Genomic DNA, 16,267 nt, shown 5'->3' on the forward strand with positions numbered 1-16,267 from the left:
GCTGTCGTCTTCGATCTCCTGGGTGTCGCTGGCCAGCAGCAGGCCGGTGATGTTGACCCGGTCGACCTCGCCGCGGATCGCTTCCAGGGCCTGGGCCGCCGCCCGGGCGTCGGGGTAGGACCGCGGGACGTCCTGCGGGGGCGGGAAGTGCTGCGCCGCGCCCTGCCTGCGGGTCGGCAGGGGAGTCGGCGCGGAGATCACCCGGAGCTTGGAGCGGACGACTTCGGTGTTGCCGGCGGCTGCCGTGTCGAGGTCCAGCCAGTCGCCGCCGCCCAGCGTCCCGAGCGCCATCCCGCTTTCGTAGTCGACGAGGGCGGCGCCCACAGGCCGGAGATGGAATGGGCTTCCTTCAACGCGGTTTCGATGTTCATGTGGCTCGCCTTCTCCTCGGCCCCCACGGACCCCAGTGGTCAGGGTGATCACTGGTCTGTTCGCGCTATCAGGGCACCCTGAGTAACCGTCTTGGATTTAGCTCAGGCTAAATCTCTGGTGGGTGACGACGGCGGCGGCGAAGCTTCCGGCATGACCTCGACGTACACCTTCGAAGACGGCCTTTCCGTGCACCGCTTGGGTTTCGGAGCCATGCGGCTGACCGAGTGGGACCACGTGAAGGACGGCGCCCAGGCCGTCGCACGCCGCGCCACCGAGCTCGGCGTGACGTCCTTCGACACCGCCGACGCCTACGACCTGGGCCTGAACGAGGAGCTGCTCGCCGACGCACTCCACCCGTACCCCGGCCTGCTCGTCGCGACGAAGTGCGGGCACGCGCGCCCGAGCCGCGGCGAGTGGGTCCCGCTGGGCCGTCCCGAATACCTGCGGCAGCAGGCGGAACTTTCGCTGCGGCGCCTGCGTGTCGACCGCCTCGAGCTGCTGCAGCTGCACCGGATCGACCCGCAGGTGCCGCTCGCCGACCAGATCGGCGCGCTCGCCCGGCTGCGCGACGAGGGCAAGGTCGCGCGGATCGGACTGTCCGAAGTGACCGTTGCGCAGCTGGCCGAGGCGCGGGCCATCGCGCCGATCGCGAGCGTCCAGAACCGCTACCACCTGACCGATCGCGCGTCCGACGACGTGCTCGGCCACTGCGAGCGCGAGGGGATCGCGTTCGTCCCCTGGCTCCCGATCGCCAACGGTCGCCACACGACGGCGGGCGGCGTGCTCGCCGAGGTCGCGGCCGGCGTCGGCGCGACCCCGGCTCAGGTGTCCCTCGCCTGGCTGCTGCGCCGGTCGCCGGTCGTCATCCCGATTCCGGGGACGTCGTCGATCGCGCACCTGGAGGAAAACTGCGCCGCTGCGGAAATTGTGCTCTCCGATGCCGATTTCGAGCGGTTGAACGCGCTCGGGTGAGCCGGCGCTTCAGGCGCGTGCGAACGAAAGCGTCTCGCCCTCGACACCCCGCAGCCACAGGTCCTGCGCGGCCGCCGCCATCTCGGCCAGGCCCTCCTCGATGGTGGCGAACACGTTGCCGGGCACCCAGCCCGCGTCGCCGTTGATCAGCAGGTTGTTGCGGCCGTAGAAGATCGCCAGGTCGGTGGCGCCCTGGTCGCTGTGCGCCTCGCTGCCTTCGTCGTAGCCGTACGCCGGGTTGCCGATTTCCCAGGCCTCGAAGCCGAAGTACACGACGTCGCCGGGGATCGGCGTGATCGTCGGGTTCTCCCGGCCCGGCTTGGGTTCCGCGAACGGTGGCACGAGCGTGTAGACCTCGTTGCGCGCGTACTTCGCGTGGTAGGCGGATCCGCTCTGCGGCAACGCGTCCCAGACCGCCTTGCAGGTCCGCGGCGCCTCGTCGTCGAGCAGCCGGGCGCGGCAGGAGACCCCGCGCTTGTCGAGGGTGATCGTGATGTACCGCGCCATGTTCAGCTCCCCGTGACCGAAGCGACGACGTCGCCCCAGATCCGCAGCGCGTCGTCGACCTGCTCGGCGGTGACGACCAGCGGCGGCACCATCCGGACGACGTTCATGTACGGCCCGCAGGTGAGCAGCAGCAGCCCGTTCTTCGACGCGGCCTGCTGCGCGGCCTGCGCGGTGGCCGTGTCCGGCTCGCCGTCGGCGGTGGTGAACTCCGAGCCGACCAGCAGTCCGAGCCCGCGCACCTCGCCGATCGACGGCGTCTTGTCCGCGATCACCCGGGCGCCTTCGAGCAGCTGGCGGCCGCGCTCGGCGGCGTTCTCGACCAGGTTCTCCTGCTGGATGACCTCCAGTGTCGCGATCGCCGCGGCGCACGAAACGGCGTTCCCGCCGTACGTCCCGCCCTGCGAGCCCGGGAACGCCTTCGCCATCAGCTCCTGCGAAGCGGCGATGCCGGACAGCGGGAAGCCGCTCGCCAGGCCCTTCGCGATGAGGACGATGTCGGGGGAGACGTCGAAGTGGTCGTGGCCCCAGAACTTCCCGGTGCGGCCGAAGCCGGTCTGGATCTCGTCGACGACCAGCAGGATGCCGTGCCGGTCCGCACGCTCGCGCAGCCCGGCCATGAACTCGCTGTTCGCCGGGACGTACCCGCCTTCGCCCAGTACGGGCTCGACGAACATCGCGGCGGTCTCGTTCGGCGCGCTGACCGTCTGGAAGAGGTAGTCGAGCTCGCGCAGCGCGAACTTCGTCGCCGTCCGCTCGTCCCAGCCGTAGTGGTAGGCGTACGGGAACGGGGCCACGTGCACGCCGGCCATCAGCGGGCCGATACCCGCGCTGAACCGCGTCCCGGACGTCGTCATGGACGCGGCGGCGACCGTCCGGCCGTGGAAGCCGCCCTGGAAGACGATGACGTTCGGGCGTTGGGTCGCCTGTCGCGAAAGCCGCAACGCCGCTTCGACCGCTTCGCTGCCCGAGTTCGCGTAGAAGAGCGAGTCGAGCCCGCTCGGCAGCACGCCGCCGAGGCGTTCGGTCAGCTCGAGGAGCGGCTTGTGCATGACCGTCGTGTACTGGCCGTGGACGAGCTTGCCGATCTGCTCCTGCGCGGCCCGCACCACGTGGGGGTGGCAGTGCCCGGTGCTCGTGACGCCGATGCCGGCGGTGAAGTCGAGGTGGCGTTTGCCCTCGACGTCGTAGAGGTAAACCCCTTCACCGTGGTCGACCACGACGGGCGTTGCCTGCTTGAGCAGCGGAGAGAGCTGGGCCACAGCGTGCTCCTCGATCGGTTCGAGCGGGTTGTCGATTGTTGACAATATCCATAGCATGGCCCTCGGGACAACACGTGAGGAGCAAGTCGGGATGAGCGCGAGCACCGAGTCCGGCGTCGTCGAGGCGGTCGGCAAGGAACTGTTCATCGGCGGCAAGTGGGTGGCCGCCCAGGACGGGAAGACGTTCCCGGTGGTCGACCCGGCCACCGGCAAGGAACTCTGCCACGTCGCCGACGCCTCGCCGTCGGACGGCGTGGCGGCGCTGGACGCGGCCGTGGCGGCGCAGGCGGACTTCGCGAAGATGGCGCCCCGCGAGCGCGGCGAGATCCTGCGCCGCGCCTACGAACTGCTGATGCAGCGCCAGGACGAGCTGGCGTTGCTGATGACCCTGGAGATGGGCAAGCCGCTCGCCGAGTCGAAGGGCGAGATCGCCTACGCCGCCGAGTTCTTCCGCTGGTTCGCCGAGGAGGCCGTCCGCATCGACGGCGGCTACGCGACCGCTCCGAACGGCGCGGGCCGGTTCCTCATCACCAAGCAGCCGGTCGGGCCGACGCTGCTGATCACGCCGTGGAACTTCCCGATGGCGATGGGCACGCGCAAGATCGGCCCGGCGATCGCCGCGGGCTGCACGTCGGTGATCAAGCCCGCCGCGCAGACGCCGTTGTCGATGCTCGCGCTGGCCGGCATCCTCGCCGAGGCGGGCCTGCCCGAAGGCGTGCTCAACGTCGTCACGACCAGCGACTCCGGCGGCGTGATGGAGCCGCTGATCCGCGACGGGCGTGCCCGCAAGCTTTCCTTCACCGGCTCCACCGGGGTCGGCCGCAAGCTGCTGGAGCAGTGCGCCGACAAGATCCTGCGGACGTCGATGGAGCTGGGCGGCAACGCGCCGTTCCTGGTCTTCGACGACGCGGACATGGACGCCGCCATCGACGGCGCGATGCAGGCGAAGATGCGCAACATCGGCGAGGCGTGCACCGCGGCGAACCGGTTCTACGTGCAGCGCGGCGTCGTCGACGAATTCGCGCGGCGGCTGACCGAGCGCATGCAGGCGCTGCCGATGGGCCGCGGTACCGAGAAGGACGTCGTGGTCGGCCCGCTGATCGACGACAAGGCCGTCGAGAAGGTGACGGAGCTGGTCAAGGACGCCACCGACCGCGGTGCCCGCGTCCTCACCGGCGGTTCGGGCGTCGACGGGCCGGGTCACTTCTACCAGGCCACGGTGCTCACCGACGTGCCGCAGGAAGCGCGCCTGACGCACGAGGAGATCTTCGGGCCGGTCGCCCCGATCACGCCGTTCGACACCGAGGAAGAGGCGGTGGCGAAGGCGAACGACACCGAGTTCGGGCTCGTTTCCTACGTCTTCACCAGCGATCTCAAGCGTGCGCTGCGGGTCTCGGAAGCCCTGGAAGCCGGCATGATCGGGCTCAACCAGGGCATCGTCTCGAACCCGGCGGCGCCGTTCGGCGGGATCAAGCAGTCCGGGCTCGGCCGCGAGGGCGGCTCGGTCGGCATCGACGAGTTCCTGGAGACCAAGTACATCGCGGTGGCCCTGTGACGGCCTACCGCCTGGCGAGCATCCCCGGCGACGGGATCGGGGTGGACGTCACGGTCGAGGCCCGCAAGGTCCTCGACCGTTCCGCCGAGCTGTTCGGGTTTTCGCTGGCGTGGACGGAGTTCGATTGGAGCTGCGAGCGGTACGCGCGGCTCGGGTCGATGATGCCGGACGACGGGGTTTCGCAGCTGTCGGCGTTCGACGGGATCCTGCTCGGTGCGGTCGGCTTCCCCGGCGTCCCGGACCACGTCTCGCTGTGGGGCCTGCTGATCCCGCTGCGGCGGGCGTTCCAGCAGTACGTCAACCTGCGGCCGGTGCGGCTGCTGCCGGGGACGACGTCCGTGCTGGCCGGGCGGAAGGCCGAGGAGCTGGAGCTGGTCATCGTCCGGGAGAACTCCGAAGGGGAGTATTCGGCGATCGGCGGGCGGCACAACGCCGGCCGGCCCGACGAATTCGTGCTGCAGGAGTCGGTTTTCACGCGGGTCGGCGTCACGCGGATCATCCGGTACGCGTTCGAACTGGCCCGGACGCGGTCTTCCCGCGTCTGCTCGGCGACGAAGTCCAACGGGCTGATCCACTCGATGCCGTTCTGGGACGAGATCTTCGCCGAGGTGGCGGCGGAGTTCCCGGATGTCCGCAGTGAACAGATGCACGTGGACGCGCTGGCCGCGCGGATGGTGCAGGCGCCGGACCGGCTCGACATCGTGGTGGCGTCGAACCTCTTCGGCGACATCCTGAGCGATCTCGCGGCCGCGATCACCGGCGGGCTCGGGATGGCGCCGTCCGGCAACATCAACCCATCGGGTGAATTCCCGTCGATGTTCGAGGCGGTCCACGGGAGCGCACCGGACATCGCGGGGCAGGGCATCGCCAACCCCGTGGCGCAGATCCTGGCGGCGGCGATGCTGGTCGAACACCTGGGCGAAACCGTTGCCGCACAAGCGATCCGCGCCGCGGTGGACCGGGTGCTCGACGAGGGCCGCGTGCGCACGCCGGACCTCGGCGGCACGGATACCACAGAACGGCTCGGCACGGCGGTGGCCGAAGCGCTGGGCTGAGTTTTTGTCGGTGCCCTCCGGCACGGTGGACCACGAGCCCACCGAGGGGGAGGAGACACCGATGTGCTTCGAGTGCGAGAACCAGGACAGATCCGGTTACCTGGACCGGCTTCGCGACGGCGTGGCCGAGCGGGGCTGGCTGGTGCAGGGAGTCGAGGGAGCGGGGCCGTACCCGCCGTGGGCCTACACGATCGGCCTGAGCGGGTACGGCTTGCCCGAGCTGGTCGTGACGGGCCTGCCGATGCTCGCGGCCGGAAACCTGTTGAACTCCCTGGCTTCCCGGGTCCGGCACGGCCCGCCCCTCGCGGCGGGCGACCACACCCGGTTGCGCGACGGCCCGCTGCTCGAGGTCGTCGAGCTCACCGAGCCGTCGGTCCACCTGGTGTTCGCGGTCGCGCTGTACGGGCCGGAAATCCGGGCGCTGCAACTGGTCCACGCGGACACCCGCGGCCGCTTCCCCTGGTCCCCCGACTACCGCGACGGCCGAGCCGGCCAGCCCGTCCTAGGACCCCGCCATGCCCACTGACCCCGCGATGCCCCGCCAGTCACGCGAGATGCCCGCCCAGTCACGCGAGATGCCCGCCCAGTCACGCGAGATGCCCGCCCAGTCACGCGAGTTCGGGCTCCGATCACGCGAGTTCGGGCTGCGGTCCGGCGTGTCCTCCGTCGGGGTGCGCGAACCGACCCCCCAGGTACGCAAGTCGACCATCCAGGTACGCGAACCGACCCTCCAGGTACGCAAGTCGACCCTCCAGGTACGCAAGTCGACCCTCCAGGTACGCCGACCGACTCGCCGGGTACGCGAGTCGGCCCTCCGGTCACGCGTTTCCCGGTACTGGCGGTGCTTCCCCGTCCTTAAGGCTCGTGCCCGGCGCCAGCCGCTGCACCGCGTCCTCCATGTGGGCCTCGAGCAGCGTCAGCGCCGTCTCCTCGTCGCCGTCGCGCAGGGCCTGGATGAGCTTCGTGTGCTCCTCCACGCGCTCTTCGACCCGCTGGTACGTGCTCTGCAACGCCGTCAGGCACATCCGCGTCTCGATCAGCAGCGTCCGGGCCATCCGCACCAGCCGCTTGCTGCCGGAGGCGTTGATGAGGGCCTCGTGGAACTTGAGGTCCGCCGTGGAGAGCGCGGTGGGGTCGTCCTCGCTCGCCGCGGTCGCCATCTCGGTGACGGTCTGTTCGAGGACGTCCGCGATCCGGTCGCGGTCGCCGCCGCGCAGGGCGCGCAGCATGGCCGCCCGCTCGATCGCGGATCTGGCCGCGTAGATGTCGTAGACGTCGCCCGGCTCGAGGTCGATCACGAACAGCCCGCGGTGCCTCTCGCTCCGCAGCAGCCCTTCGGACACCAGGTGCTGCATGGCTTCCCGGAGCGGCCCCCGTGACACCTGGAACCGCGCGGCCAGCTCGGTCTCGCCGAGCTGGGTCCCGGGCGGGAGGGCGCCCGTCATGATCGCGTCGCGCAGCTGGCGCGCGATGACGGCGGCCGTCGACTCGCGGCTCACCGGTTCGATCTCGGGCAGCATGCCCGGCGGCAGGGCCATCTCAGGCGCTCCCGTCCGGCAGGTGCCGGAAGAGCGCGCCGAGCGAGCGGACGAGCCGGTGCTGCCCGGTCAGGCGCAGGCCCTCCCAGACCGTGACCTGGTTGGCGGTCAGCACGGGCTTGCCGAGCGCGGCCTCCACGGCGTTGATCTCGCCGAGGGTGCGCATGGCGGTGTCCGGCACGAGCACCGCCTGGGCGTCCGGGTGGTCGTGGCTCACGGCGAGCTCGACGACGGCCTCCGGGCTCATCGCGCCCACCTCGGCGGCCGTGACGATGTCCGCGCTGGCCATCGAGACGACCTCGATGCCGCCGGCCCGGAGGAAGTCCACGAACAGCCGGGCGATGTCGTCCGGGTAGCTGGCGGCGACGGCGACCCGCTTGACGCCCAGCGCACGCGCGGCGTGCACGAACGCGAAGGAGGTGCTGGAGGCCGGGACACCGGCGACGGCGGCGAGGCGGTCGGCCTGGTCGCGGGCGCCCTCCCAGCCGTAGACGAAGCTGCCGCTGGTGCAGGCCCAGATCACCGCGGCGGGCTCGTGCTTGGCGAGGAGGGCGGCGCCGTCGGCGAGGCGGGCCTCGCTGCCGAGGTCGAGCAGCTCGGCCACCGCGTGCTTGTCGGTGCCGTAGATGTGCTCGACCGCCAGCCGGATGTCGCCCTCGTCGACGGCCATGCCGCCGAGGAGCTGTTCGGCCAGCGGGTAGTCGTCTTCGGCCGCGTGGTCGGGGTAGATGAAACCGATGGTGGTCACGGAACCTCCGGAGGGGACGCAAATTGTCGACAATCCTAGAGGGGAGGTCAAGGAAAACCTTCACGACACGTCACGGAGCCACCGTCCGGGTCCGACGATGGGCAGGTCCATCCGGCGCAGGCACGCCCACATGGTCAGCTGGTTGGCGGTGAGCACCGGCTTGCCGAGCGCGGTTTCCAGGGGTTCGATCAGGTCGTAGGTGGGGAGGTTGGTGCAGCTGACGAAGATCGCTTCGGCGTCGCCGTGGTCGGCGGCGAGGATGCGCTCGGCGATGGTCCGGTAGCTGACCTTCCAGATGCCGCCGCCCAGGCCGAGGTGGTCGCTGGCGACGGTGGTGACGTCCAGCTCGGCGAGGAAGTCGTGCAGGGCGCGGGTCAGGTCGGCGTCGTACGGCGTGAGCACCGAGACGCGGTGGAGGTCGAGCTGGTGCAGCACTTCGGCCAGCGCGCCCGAGGTGGTGACGGCGTCCGGTGCGCCGGCGTCGCAGATCGCCTTGGTCAGCGAGCGCTCGTAGTCGACGCCGTTGACGAAGCTGCCCGACGTGCAGAGGTAGGCGACGACCTCGGGCTCGACGTGCAGCACGTCGCGGGTGGCACTGGCCAGGTGGTGGCTGTCGCTGACCAGGCGGGCCATCTCCATGCTGACCGGCACGGGCTCGTACGGCGTGCGGGCGAGGTGGAGGGACACCTCCATCGGCACCCAGCGCCAGAGCTCGCGCTCCAGCGCGAGGTCGAAGGGAGCGATGACGCCGATGCCGCGTTGCGCCAGCGGGCCGTCGAACGCCAGGAAGTCGAAATCCAAGGCTCAGCCTCCGGAATACGTCCGTACTTGACACGTCCGGTGCTCCGGGGGTCGTTCCTCGGATTGTTGACAATCATACGAGTGACTTTTACCGTGTCAACGTGATCGCCTCGGAACACCGGGAACTCCCCGTCCTGGCCGTGCTCTGCGGCGAGTCCCGCCCACCGGACATGCGTGCTGTCGAATCCGGGGCGGTCGTGCGTTACACGGACGCGGCGGGCCTGGCCGAAGCGTTGTCCGGAGCGGACGCCCTCTTCGTCTACGACTTCCTCTCCACGGCGGTGCCGGGCGCGTGGCACGCGGCCGACCGGCTGCGCTGGCTGCACATCGCCAGCGCGGGGGTCGACCCCGTGCTGTTCCCCGGGCTGCGCGAGAGCGACGTGGTCCTGACGAACTCGCGCGGCGTCTTCGACGACGCCATCGCGGAGTACGTGCTGGGCGTCGTGCTGGCCTTCGCCAAGGACTTCGCGCGCTCGCACGACCTGCAGCGCGAAGCCCGGTGGCGGCACCGCGAAACCGAACGGATCGCCGGGCGCGAGGTGCTGGTCGTCGGCACCGGGCCGATCGGGCGGGCCATCGCGCGGCTGCTGCGCGCGGCCGGGATGCGGGTGAGCGGCGCCGGCCGCCGCGAGCGCATCGGCGACCCGGACTTCGGCGTCGTGCACGAGTCCGCGCGGCTGACGGAGGTCCTGCCGCACGCCGATTACGTCGTCGCGGTCGCGCCGCTGACCGAGCACACGAAGGGCATGTTCGACGCGCGCGCGTTCGCCGCGATGAAGCCGTCGGCGCGGTTCGTCAACGTGGGGCGGGGCGAGCTCGTCGTGACGTCGGATCTGGTCGAAGCGCTGACCACGAAGTCCATCGCCGGCGCCGCGCTCGACGTCTTCGACACCGAGCCGCTGCCGGCCGAACACCCGCTGTGGACCCTGCCGGACGTGCTGATCTCGCCGCACATGTCCGGGGACTTCGTCGGCTGGCGGAACGCGCTGGTCGAGGTGTTCGCCGAGAACTTCCGCCGCTGGCGCGCCGGGGAGCCGCTGCGCAATGTCGTCGACAAGACACTCGGCTACGTGCCGTCGGGGAACCAGGGAGCCGGATGAACGACAGGATGCTGACCGCCAGCGAGCTCGTCGCCGCCTACGCGACCGGCGAGCTTTCGCCGGTCGAGGCGACGCAGAACGCGCTGCAGGCCATCGAAGCACGGGACGGCGAGTGCAACGCCTTCTGCCTCGTCGACGCCGACCGCGCGCTGGAGCAGGCCAAAGCGTCCGAGGTCCGCTGGCGGGACGGCAACCCGATCGGGTGGCTCGACGGCGTGCCGTCCTCGATCAAGGACATGTTCCTCACCCAGGGCTGGCCGACCGTCCGGGGTTCGAAGAGCATCGACCCGGACCAGCCGTGGGACGTCGACAGCCCGGTCGCCGCGCGGATGCGCGAGGCCGGCCTGGTGCTGCTGGGCAAGACGACCACGCCCGAGATCGGCTGGAAGGGCGTCACCGACAGCCCGCTGTGCGGCATCACGCGCAACCCGGCCGACCCGGCGAAGACGTCGGGCGGGTCGAGCGGCGGCAGCGCCGCGGCCGTCGCGGCCGGGATGGGGGAGCTGTCGGTCGGCACGGACGGCGGCGGCTCGGTGCGGATCCCGGCGTCGTTCTGCGGCATCGTCGGGCTGAAGCCCACCCACGGCCGGATCCCGCTCTACCCCGCGAGCCCCTTCGGGCCGCTCTCGCACGCGGGCCCGATGGCGCGCTCGGTGGACGACACCGCGCTGCTGCTGGACGTCCTTTCGCTGCCCGACCACCGAGACCCGGCCGCGCTGGCGCCGCCGGCGGCGTCGTTCCGGGAGGCCGTCCGGCGGGACGTGCGCGGGTTGATCGCCGCGTCCTCGCCCACGCTCGGGTACGTCGACGTCGACCCGGAGGTGGCCGCGATCGTCGCGGACGCGGTCCGCGCGCTGGGGGAGGCCGGCCTGCACGTCGAGGAGACCGATCCCGGGTTCGCCGACCCGAAGCCGGCGTTCGACGTCCTCTGGTCTTCGGGGGCGGCGAAGCTGCTGGACTCGTTCCCGCCCGGCTCGGCGGACCGGACCGACCCCGGCCTGCGCCGGGTCTGGGAACTCGGCGCGAAGTGGACGGCGAGCGACTACCTCGACGCGACCGCCGAGCGCGCCGCGCTGGGCATCCGGATGGGCGAGTTCCACACGCGCTACGACGTGCTGATCACGCCGACCCTCCCGATCGCGGCGTTCGAGGCCGGGCACGACGTGCCGCCGGGCAGCGGGCTGAGCGAGTGGCCGGAGTGGACGCCGTTCACCTACCCGTTCAACATGACCCAGCAGCCCGCGATCAGCGTGCCGGCCGGGCGCACGTCGGCGGGGCTGCCGGTCGGCCTGCAGATCGTCGGGCCGCGGCACTCGGACGATCTCGTGCTGGCGGTGGCGAAGCTGCTCGAGGAAGTGCGGCCCTGGGCGTGACCACACTTGAGGGTGAAACCCGGACCGGAGCGGGGAAAGCTGTGCCACTGTCGGCCGGGTGAACGCTCAAGGCTGGCGGTACGAACGAGCCATCCCGACCGTCGACGTCGCCGGCGAGCCGACGCGGCTGGTGGTCGGCCTGGTCGAGCAGGGCGACCGGCTGGCCGCCGCGTTGCGGGTGGACGACGGCAAGGCGGCGCTGGTCCCGCTGGAGACCGGCGGGGAGCTGCTGAAGGCGCTGCGCGAGACGCTGGAGAGCTGGTGGCGTCTCGACGGCCACCGCGACCTGACGTCCGGACCCCGCGTGGGCCGGTAGGTCAGCCCGGGCCGACCGGCGCCCGGCGGACGAGCCCGCGCACCTGCGAACTGCACAGCACGAGCGCCGTCGCGGCGACGATCAGGGCCGCGCCGCCCAGCAGCGTCGCCGATCGGCCGGCGTGTTCGGCCAGCGGGCCTGCGCTGATCTGGCCGACCGGCATCGCGATGAACGAGCCGAGCATGTCGTAGGAGTAGACGCGGGCGAGCTTGTCCGGCGGGATGTTCTCCTGCAGCGACACGTCCCAGGCGACGGCGAACTGCTCGATCGCGACGCCCGAGAGGAACATCGCGGCCAGCAGCGGAAGCAGATACGGCGTCTGGCCGAGAGCCAGCATCGGCAGCGCGTCGATCATGATCAGCGCGACGCCGGCGAGCAGCATCCGCCGCGGTTGCCAGTGGGCGGCGAGGATGCCGCCGAGCAGCGACCCGGCGGTCTGCACGGCCAGCGCGAGGCCCCAGCCGGTGCGGCCGAAGGTGTCGTCGGCGACGAGCGGGCCGACCACCAGCAGCGCGCCGGCGTTCACGGCGTTGACGATCATGAACTGCAGCACCACGAGCCACACCCACGACCGGGAACGGAACTCCCGCCACCCTTCGGCGAGCTCGGCCAGCGGACGGCGGCCGGGACCGCGGTCGCCGCGCGGCAGCCGGATCCGCCGGTACGCCACCGCGGCCGCGAGGAAGAGCAGGCAGTTCCCGGCGAGCGCCCACCCGGAGCCGGCGAAGGCGACGAGCACGCCGGCCAGCCCGGCCCCGGCGATGCGGCCGGCGTTGGAGAGCAGCCGGACCAGGGCGTTCGCCGGGGCGAGCAGGTGGGCGGGCACGGTCAACGGCGTGAGCGAGGCGGCCGCGGGCAGCGAAATGGCCGAGACGGCCCCGTTGACCAGCCCGAGCCCGGCCAGCAGCGGGACGGAGGCGAATCCACAGAGGACACTCGCGGCGATGGCGCCCTGCGTGAGCGCGGCGGCGGTTTCGGTGCCCTGCAGGATGACCGACCGGGGCAGCCGGTCGGCCAGCATCCCGCCGAAGAGGAGCAGGAGAACGTTGGCGATCGACCGGGCGCCGACGACGATCCCGAGATCGACAGCGGACCCGGTGAGGTCGACGACGGCGAAGGCGAGCGCGAAGGGGGCAACGGCATTCCCGAAGTCGGCCAGGCTCCGGCCGGTGACGAGCGCACGGAACCGGGCTTCCCGCAGCGGGGCGAGCAGTGGAGTGGTCACGACAGCCGCTCCGAGGGCGCGGCGACGCGGGTTGGGCATGGGGTGCGCGCGCTCACGAGACCGCGTCCGAATCCGGGCTCTCCAGCTCGAACAGCGCCACGCTCGCGCTGACCCGCACCGTTCCCGGCGTCCTCGGCGGCTGAGCCGCCGCGTGCAGCTCCTCGCTCAGCGCCGTGGCCTTCTCCAGCAACCGCGCCCACAGCTCCGGGTCCACCCACAGCTCCGCGTCCGTCAACGATGCCCGGCGGTCCGCCGCCCGCGCGGAAGCTCGTCTCAGCAGTTCGTTCGCGATCGCCTTCGTCAGGAGCTTCTCCTCGCCCGGCGATCGGCTGGTCAGACGCCTCCCCGAGTCCGGCTGGTGGCGGTAGCGCTTGGCCCGCCCGCCGCGGATGTGGACTTCCTCCGCCACCTCCAGCAGGCCCGCGTCGTGCAGCCTGCGGACGTGGTAGCTCACGTTCGCCTGCGTCTCGCCGAGCTCGCGGGCCGCCTCCGCCGCGCTCAGCGCTGTGCCCGTCAACAGCGACAGGATGCGCAAGCGGAGCGGGTGGGCCAGCACCCGGAGGTGGTCGTGGGGCATGGCACCAGTGAACCACGACTGTCAAACAGTCATTTGGGGGTCAGAGGGTGAACCGAGAGCCGTCCGGTGGGAGCGTTGCACCCGCGGCCAGGACCGCCGCGTGCTCGGGGGACGCCGGGTCGAGGACCGGGTTCGTGTTGTTGACGTGCGTGAACGCCCACCGCCGCCCGGCCACCCGGGGCAGGCCGGCCGTGATCGGCAGGTGGCCCATCGCGAGCTGGTCCGGGCCGCCCACCCCGGCCATCTCGTCCGGCGCGTAGAACGTCCCGTCCAGCAGCACCAGCGAAGCGTCGGCGACGAACTCGTCGAACCCCGCGGGCCAGCTGCGCAGGCACGGCGCGTACACCAGCACGCCACCGGTCGCCGGGTCCGAGATGCGGTACGCGACCACCCAGGGGCCATCGGAAGCCGAGGCGTACTTCGGCCGCTTGTCGCTCACCGGCAGCACCTCGACCCGCAGGCCCGGAAGGTCCACAACGGACGACCACGTCCAGCCGCCGTAGCTGTCCACGACAGAAGAAAACGGCGACAACGCGGTCAGCACCGCCGGTGGCGCCCACACCGGCAGGCCGCCCGACTCGCGCAACATCAGCAGGCCCAGCGTGTGGTCGAGTTCGGCGTCCGTGAGCAGCACCCCGCGCAGCGGGATCTCGCGCGGCCCGGGCCCGGCCCGCAGCTCCGGCGTCCCGAGGATCTGCGCCCGGATGTCCGGGGAGCAGTTCAGCAGGTACCAGCCGTCGCCCGCGCTGATCGCGGCGCAGTCCTGCGTGCGCGGCGGCAGCCCCGCTGTGCACAGAACGCACGCACAGTTCCACTGTGGACACCCGCCGCCCGCCGCGGTGCCGAGCAGGATCACCTTCACCGGCGCATGACCAGGTCGGAGACACCGGGGCGGGACAAGACCAGATCGACCAGCGCGCGCTGCGGCGACCGCGAGCACACCGGGTCGGTGGCCGCGGCGTCGCCGGTGAGCAGGAACGCCTGGCAGCGGCAGCCGCCGAAGTCGAGCCCGCGGCGGTCGCACGTGCGGCACGGCTCGGCCATCCACTCCTCGCCGCGGTAGGCGTTGAACGACGGCGACTCGTACCAGATCTCCGACAACGGAGTATCCCGTACCGAGGACAGCGCAAGCGTCGAGATCGCCGACGCCGCCGGGCACGGCAGCACGGTCCCGTCCGGCGCCACCGTCAGCTGCCGCGCACCCCAGCCGTACATGCACGGCTTCGGGTACGGCTCGTGGTAGTCGGCGACGACGTAGACGATCTCCATCGTCCCCCGCAACCGGGAAACCGCCGCGCGGACCACCGGCTCGGCCGCGGCCAGCTGGGCAGCGGTCGGCATCAGCGCGTCCCGGTTGCGCAGCGCCCAGCCGTAGTACTGCGTGTTCGCCAGTTCCAGCCGGTCCGCGCCCATCCGCTCGGCCAGCTCGATGATCCCGGGCAGCTGGTCGTGGTTCTGCCGGTGCAGCACGACGTTCAGCGACAGCGGCAGCCCGGCTTCCTTCACCAGCGCGGCCGCCACCAGCTTGCGGTCGTGCGCCTTGGCCCCGGCCAGCAGGTCGGCTCGCTCCCGCGTCGCACCCTGCGCCGACAGCTGGACGTGCGCCAGCCCGCGCGAAACGAGGTCGTCGAGCCGCGCGGCCGTCAGGCCGAGTCCCGAGGTGACCAGGTTGACGTAACAGCCGAGCTCGTGCGCGTGGGAGACCAGCGCGGGCAGGTCCGGCCGGAGCAACGGCTCACCGCCGGACATGTGCACTTGGAGCACACCCAGTTCCCGCGCCTGGGACAGCACCGACAGCCATTCCTCAGTGGACAGCTCGACGTCCCGGGTGGTCAGTTCGACCGGGTTGGAGCAATAAGGACAGTGCAGCGGACAGCGGTGGGTCAGCTCGGCCAGCAGGCCCAGCGGCGGGCTCACGTCCATGCGACGACCCGCCGTTCACCCAGCCGGGACAGCACCGCGAGGACGTCCTGCGCGACGACACCGGTGTAGCGCAGGGAAAGCGCCGTCGTGATCTCGGTGACGGATCGGGCGCCGTCGCACAGTTCGAGCACCGCGGCCGCCGTGGCGTTCGGGACCAGGACACCCTCGGGGAACAGCAGCACGTGCGTCTCCCGGACGTGGTCGAAGGACAGCCGCACGCCGCGGCGCAACCGGGGAACGGACTCGGCGGTGATCACGCGGCCGCCCGTTCGATCGCGTCGAGCATCGACCACAGGACGTCGCACTTGAACGACAGCGCGGCGATCGCGCGGTCCTGCTGTTCGCGCGTGACGCAGTGGCGGACCACGATGTCGAGCGTGTCCTTGCCTTCGCCGGAAACCTTGTCGATGCGGTTGGTGAAGTAGGCGAGGTCCTCGGGGGAGATCCACGCGTAGTGCGCGAGCATGTCCGCGACCCGCTGCTGCATCAGGTGCCCGGCGAACATCTCGGTCAGTCCCGAGGCGACGGCCTCCCACCACGGTTTCGTCCGGGCGAAAGTCACGTACGCGTCCACGGCGAACCGGACCCCGGGAGCGACGTGCCGCTCATCGAGAACCTCGTCGCGGGACAACCCGACGGCCGTGCACAGCCGCAGCCAGCGCTCGATCCCGCCGGTGCCGGCGCTCACGCCGTCGTGGTAGACGATCCGGTCGAGCCACTGCCGGCGGATCTCCGGCAGTGGGCAGTTGCTGATGATCGCCGCGTCCTTCTGCGGCAGCACGCACTGGTAGTACCAGCGGTTCGCCGCCCAGACCCGCAGCGCGCGCTCGTCGAGCTCGCCCGCGTGCAGCCGGCGGTGGAACGGGTGCGTTCCCCAGTACCGGCCGGAAAGACCGCGCAGGGCGTCGATGAATGCGCTTTCCGGAAGTGGCTCGACCGGCATCGG

General features: G+C 71.4%; 18 protein-coding genes and 1 pseudogene. 7 read left to right on the plus strand and 12 right to left on the minus strand.

The window, feature by feature from the left end; genetic code table 11:
- Window positions 1-189: 189 nt before the first annotated feature.
- Window positions 190-371 (minus strand): annotated as a pseudogene (locus IE317_RS21875) (hypothetical protein); the annotation flags it as partial.
- A 151-nt stretch (window positions 372-522) separates the two neighbouring features.
- Between IE317_RS21875 and IE317_RS21880 the strand changes: the two are divergent.
- Window positions 523-1,344, plus strand: a complete 822-nt coding sequence (locus IE317_RS21880; protein ID WP_191312902.1) for an aldo/keto reductase — start codon at window positions 523-525, stop codon at window positions 1,342-1,344.
- A gap of 9 nt (window positions 1,345-1,353) precedes the next feature.
- On the opposite strand, the gene IE317_RS21885 is transcribed toward IE317_RS21880, so the two are convergent.
- Together IE317_RS21885 and IE317_RS21890 are read right to left on the minus strand one after the other, a co-directional pair.
- Window positions 1,354-1,851, minus strand: coding sequence for a DUF3830 family protein (locus IE317_RS21885; RefSeq protein WP_003079597.1), 498 nt, complete (start codon window positions 1,849-1,851; stop codon window positions 1,354-1,356).
- Between the two features lie 2 nt (window positions 1,852-1,853).
- Window positions 1,854-3,110, minus strand: coding sequence for an aspartate aminotransferase family protein (locus IE317_RS21890; protein WP_191312904.1), 1,257 nt, complete (start codon window positions 3,108-3,110; stop codon window positions 1,854-1,856).
- Window positions 3,111-3,201: 91 nt separating this feature from the next.
- On the opposite strand from IE317_RS21890, the gene IE317_RS21895 reads away from it, so the two are divergent.
- From IE317_RS21895 to IE317_RS21905, 3 genes are all read left to right on the plus strand, one after another.
- Entirely contained in the window at window positions 3,202-4,665 is a 1,464-nt protein-coding gene (locus IE317_RS21895) for an NAD-dependent succinate-semialdehyde dehydrogenase (protein ID WP_191312906.1), read from the plus strand.
- On the plus strand, window positions 4,662-5,720 hold the full coding sequence (locus tag IE317_RS21900) for a tartrate dehydrogenase (protein ID WP_191312908.1): 1,059 nt from the start codon (window positions 4,662-4,664) through the stop codon (window positions 5,718-5,720). The genes IE317_RS21895 and IE317_RS21900 overlap by 4 nt, the downstream gene beginning before the upstream one ends.
- A 61-nt stretch (window positions 5,721-5,781) precedes the next feature.
- Window positions 5,782-6,246, plus strand: coding sequence for a DUF4262 domain-containing protein (locus IE317_RS21905; RefSeq protein WP_191312910.1), 465 nt, complete (start codon window positions 5,782-5,784; stop codon window positions 6,244-6,246).
- A gap of 292 nt (window positions 6,247-6,538) precedes the next feature.
- On the opposite strand, the gene IE317_RS21910 is transcribed toward IE317_RS21905, so the two are convergent.
- Genes IE317_RS21910 through IE317_RS21920 form a run of 3 tightly spaced genes read right to left on the minus strand, consistent with a single transcriptional unit; the run spans window position 6,539 to window position 8,807 of the window.
- Window positions 6,539-7,258: a GntR family transcriptional regulator gene (locus tag IE317_RS21910; RefSeq protein ID WP_191312912.1), complete on the minus strand. Its 720-nt coding sequence runs from the start codon at window positions 7,256-7,258 to the stop codon at window positions 6,539-6,541.
- A gap of 1 nt (window position 7,259) precedes the next feature.
- The gene (locus IE317_RS21915) at window positions 7,260-8,006 is read right to left on the minus strand and encodes a maleate cis-trans isomerase family protein (protein WP_191312914.1); all 747 of its coding nucleotides are present in this window, start codon (window positions 8,004-8,006) and stop codon (window positions 7,260-7,262) included.
- A 60-nt stretch (window positions 8,007-8,066) separates the two neighbouring features.
- Window positions 8,067-8,807, minus strand: a complete 741-nt coding sequence (locus tag IE317_RS21920; RefSeq protein WP_191312915.1) for a maleate cis-trans isomerase family protein — start codon at window positions 8,805-8,807, stop codon at window positions 8,067-8,069.
- Between the two features lie 101 nt (window positions 8,808-8,908).
- Here IE317_RS21920 and IE317_RS21925 point away from each other — a divergent pair, with 101 nt between their 5' ends.
- Genes IE317_RS21925 through IE317_RS21935 form a run of 3 tightly spaced genes read left to right on the plus strand, consistent with a single transcriptional unit; the run spans window position 8,909 to window position 11,596 of the window.
- Complete coding sequence (locus IE317_RS21925) at window positions 8,909-9,907, plus strand: D-2-hydroxyacid dehydrogenase (RefSeq protein WP_191312918.1); 999 nt, start codon at window positions 8,909-8,911, stop codon at window positions 9,905-9,907.
- Window positions 9,904-11,280 (plus strand): amidase, encoded by a 1,377-nt coding sequence (locus tag IE317_RS21930; RefSeq protein WP_191312920.1) that lies wholly within the window; start codon window positions 9,904-9,906, stop codon window positions 11,278-11,280. Before IE317_RS21925 ends, IE317_RS21930 begins: the two co-directional genes overlap by 4 nt.
- A gap of 58 nt (window positions 11,281-11,338) precedes the next feature.
- On the plus strand, window positions 11,339-11,596 hold the full coding sequence (locus IE317_RS21935) for a hypothetical protein (protein WP_191312922.1): 258 nt from the start codon (window positions 11,339-11,341) through the stop codon (window positions 11,594-11,596).
- 1 nt (window position 11,597) lies between these two features.
- Here IE317_RS21935 and IE317_RS21940 read toward each other — a convergent pair whose 3' ends face one another.
- From IE317_RS21940 to pqqC, 6 genes are read right to left on the minus strand one after another with little or no spacing between them, the layout of a single operon-like run.
- Window positions 11,598-12,821 (minus strand): MFS transporter, encoded by a 1,224-nt coding sequence (locus IE317_RS21940; RefSeq protein ID WP_191312924.1) that lies wholly within the window; start codon window positions 12,819-12,821, stop codon window positions 11,598-11,600.
- Between the two features lie 52 nt (window positions 12,822-12,873).
- Window positions 12,874-13,398 (minus strand): ArsR/SmtB family transcription factor, encoded by a 525-nt coding sequence (locus IE317_RS21945; RefSeq protein ID WP_191312926.1) that lies wholly within the window; start codon window positions 13,396-13,398, stop codon window positions 12,874-12,876.
- A gap of 40 nt (window positions 13,399-13,438) precedes the next feature.
- On the minus strand, window positions 13,439-14,260 hold the full coding sequence (gene pqqB, locus IE317_RS21950; protein WP_191312928.1) for a pyrroloquinoline quinone biosynthesis protein PqqB: 822 nt from the start codon (window positions 14,258-14,260) through the stop codon (window positions 13,439-13,441).
- Window positions 14,257-15,321, minus strand: coding sequence for a pyrroloquinoline quinone biosynthesis protein PqqE (pqqE, locus tag IE317_RS21955; RefSeq protein ID WP_191312930.1), 1,065 nt, complete (start codon window positions 15,319-15,321; stop codon window positions 14,257-14,259). The genes pqqB and pqqE overlap by 4 nt, the downstream gene beginning before the upstream one ends.
- Window positions 15,312-15,578 carry a pyrroloquinoline quinone biosynthesis peptide chaperone PqqD gene (pqqD, locus tag IE317_RS21960; RefSeq protein ID WP_191312932.1) on the minus strand — a complete coding sequence of 89 codons (267 nt, stop codon included), beginning with the start codon at window positions 15,576-15,578 and terminating at the stop codon, window positions 15,312-15,314. Before pqqD ends, pqqE begins: the two co-directional genes overlap by 10 nt.
- Window positions 15,575-16,264 carry a pyrroloquinoline-quinone synthase PqqC gene (gene pqqC, locus IE317_RS21965; protein ID WP_191312934.1) on the minus strand — a complete coding sequence of 230 codons (690 nt, stop codon included), beginning with the start codon at window positions 16,262-16,264 and terminating at the stop codon, window positions 15,575-15,577. The genes pqqD and pqqC overlap by 4 nt, the downstream gene beginning before the upstream one ends.
- Between the last annotated feature and the right edge of the window lie 3 nt (window positions 16,265-16,267).

The organism is Amycolatopsis bullii, from assembly GCF_014654205.1.
Taxonomy (GTDB): Bacteria; Actinomycetota; Actinomycetes; order Mycobacteriales; family Pseudonocardiaceae; genus Amycolatopsis; species Amycolatopsis plumensis.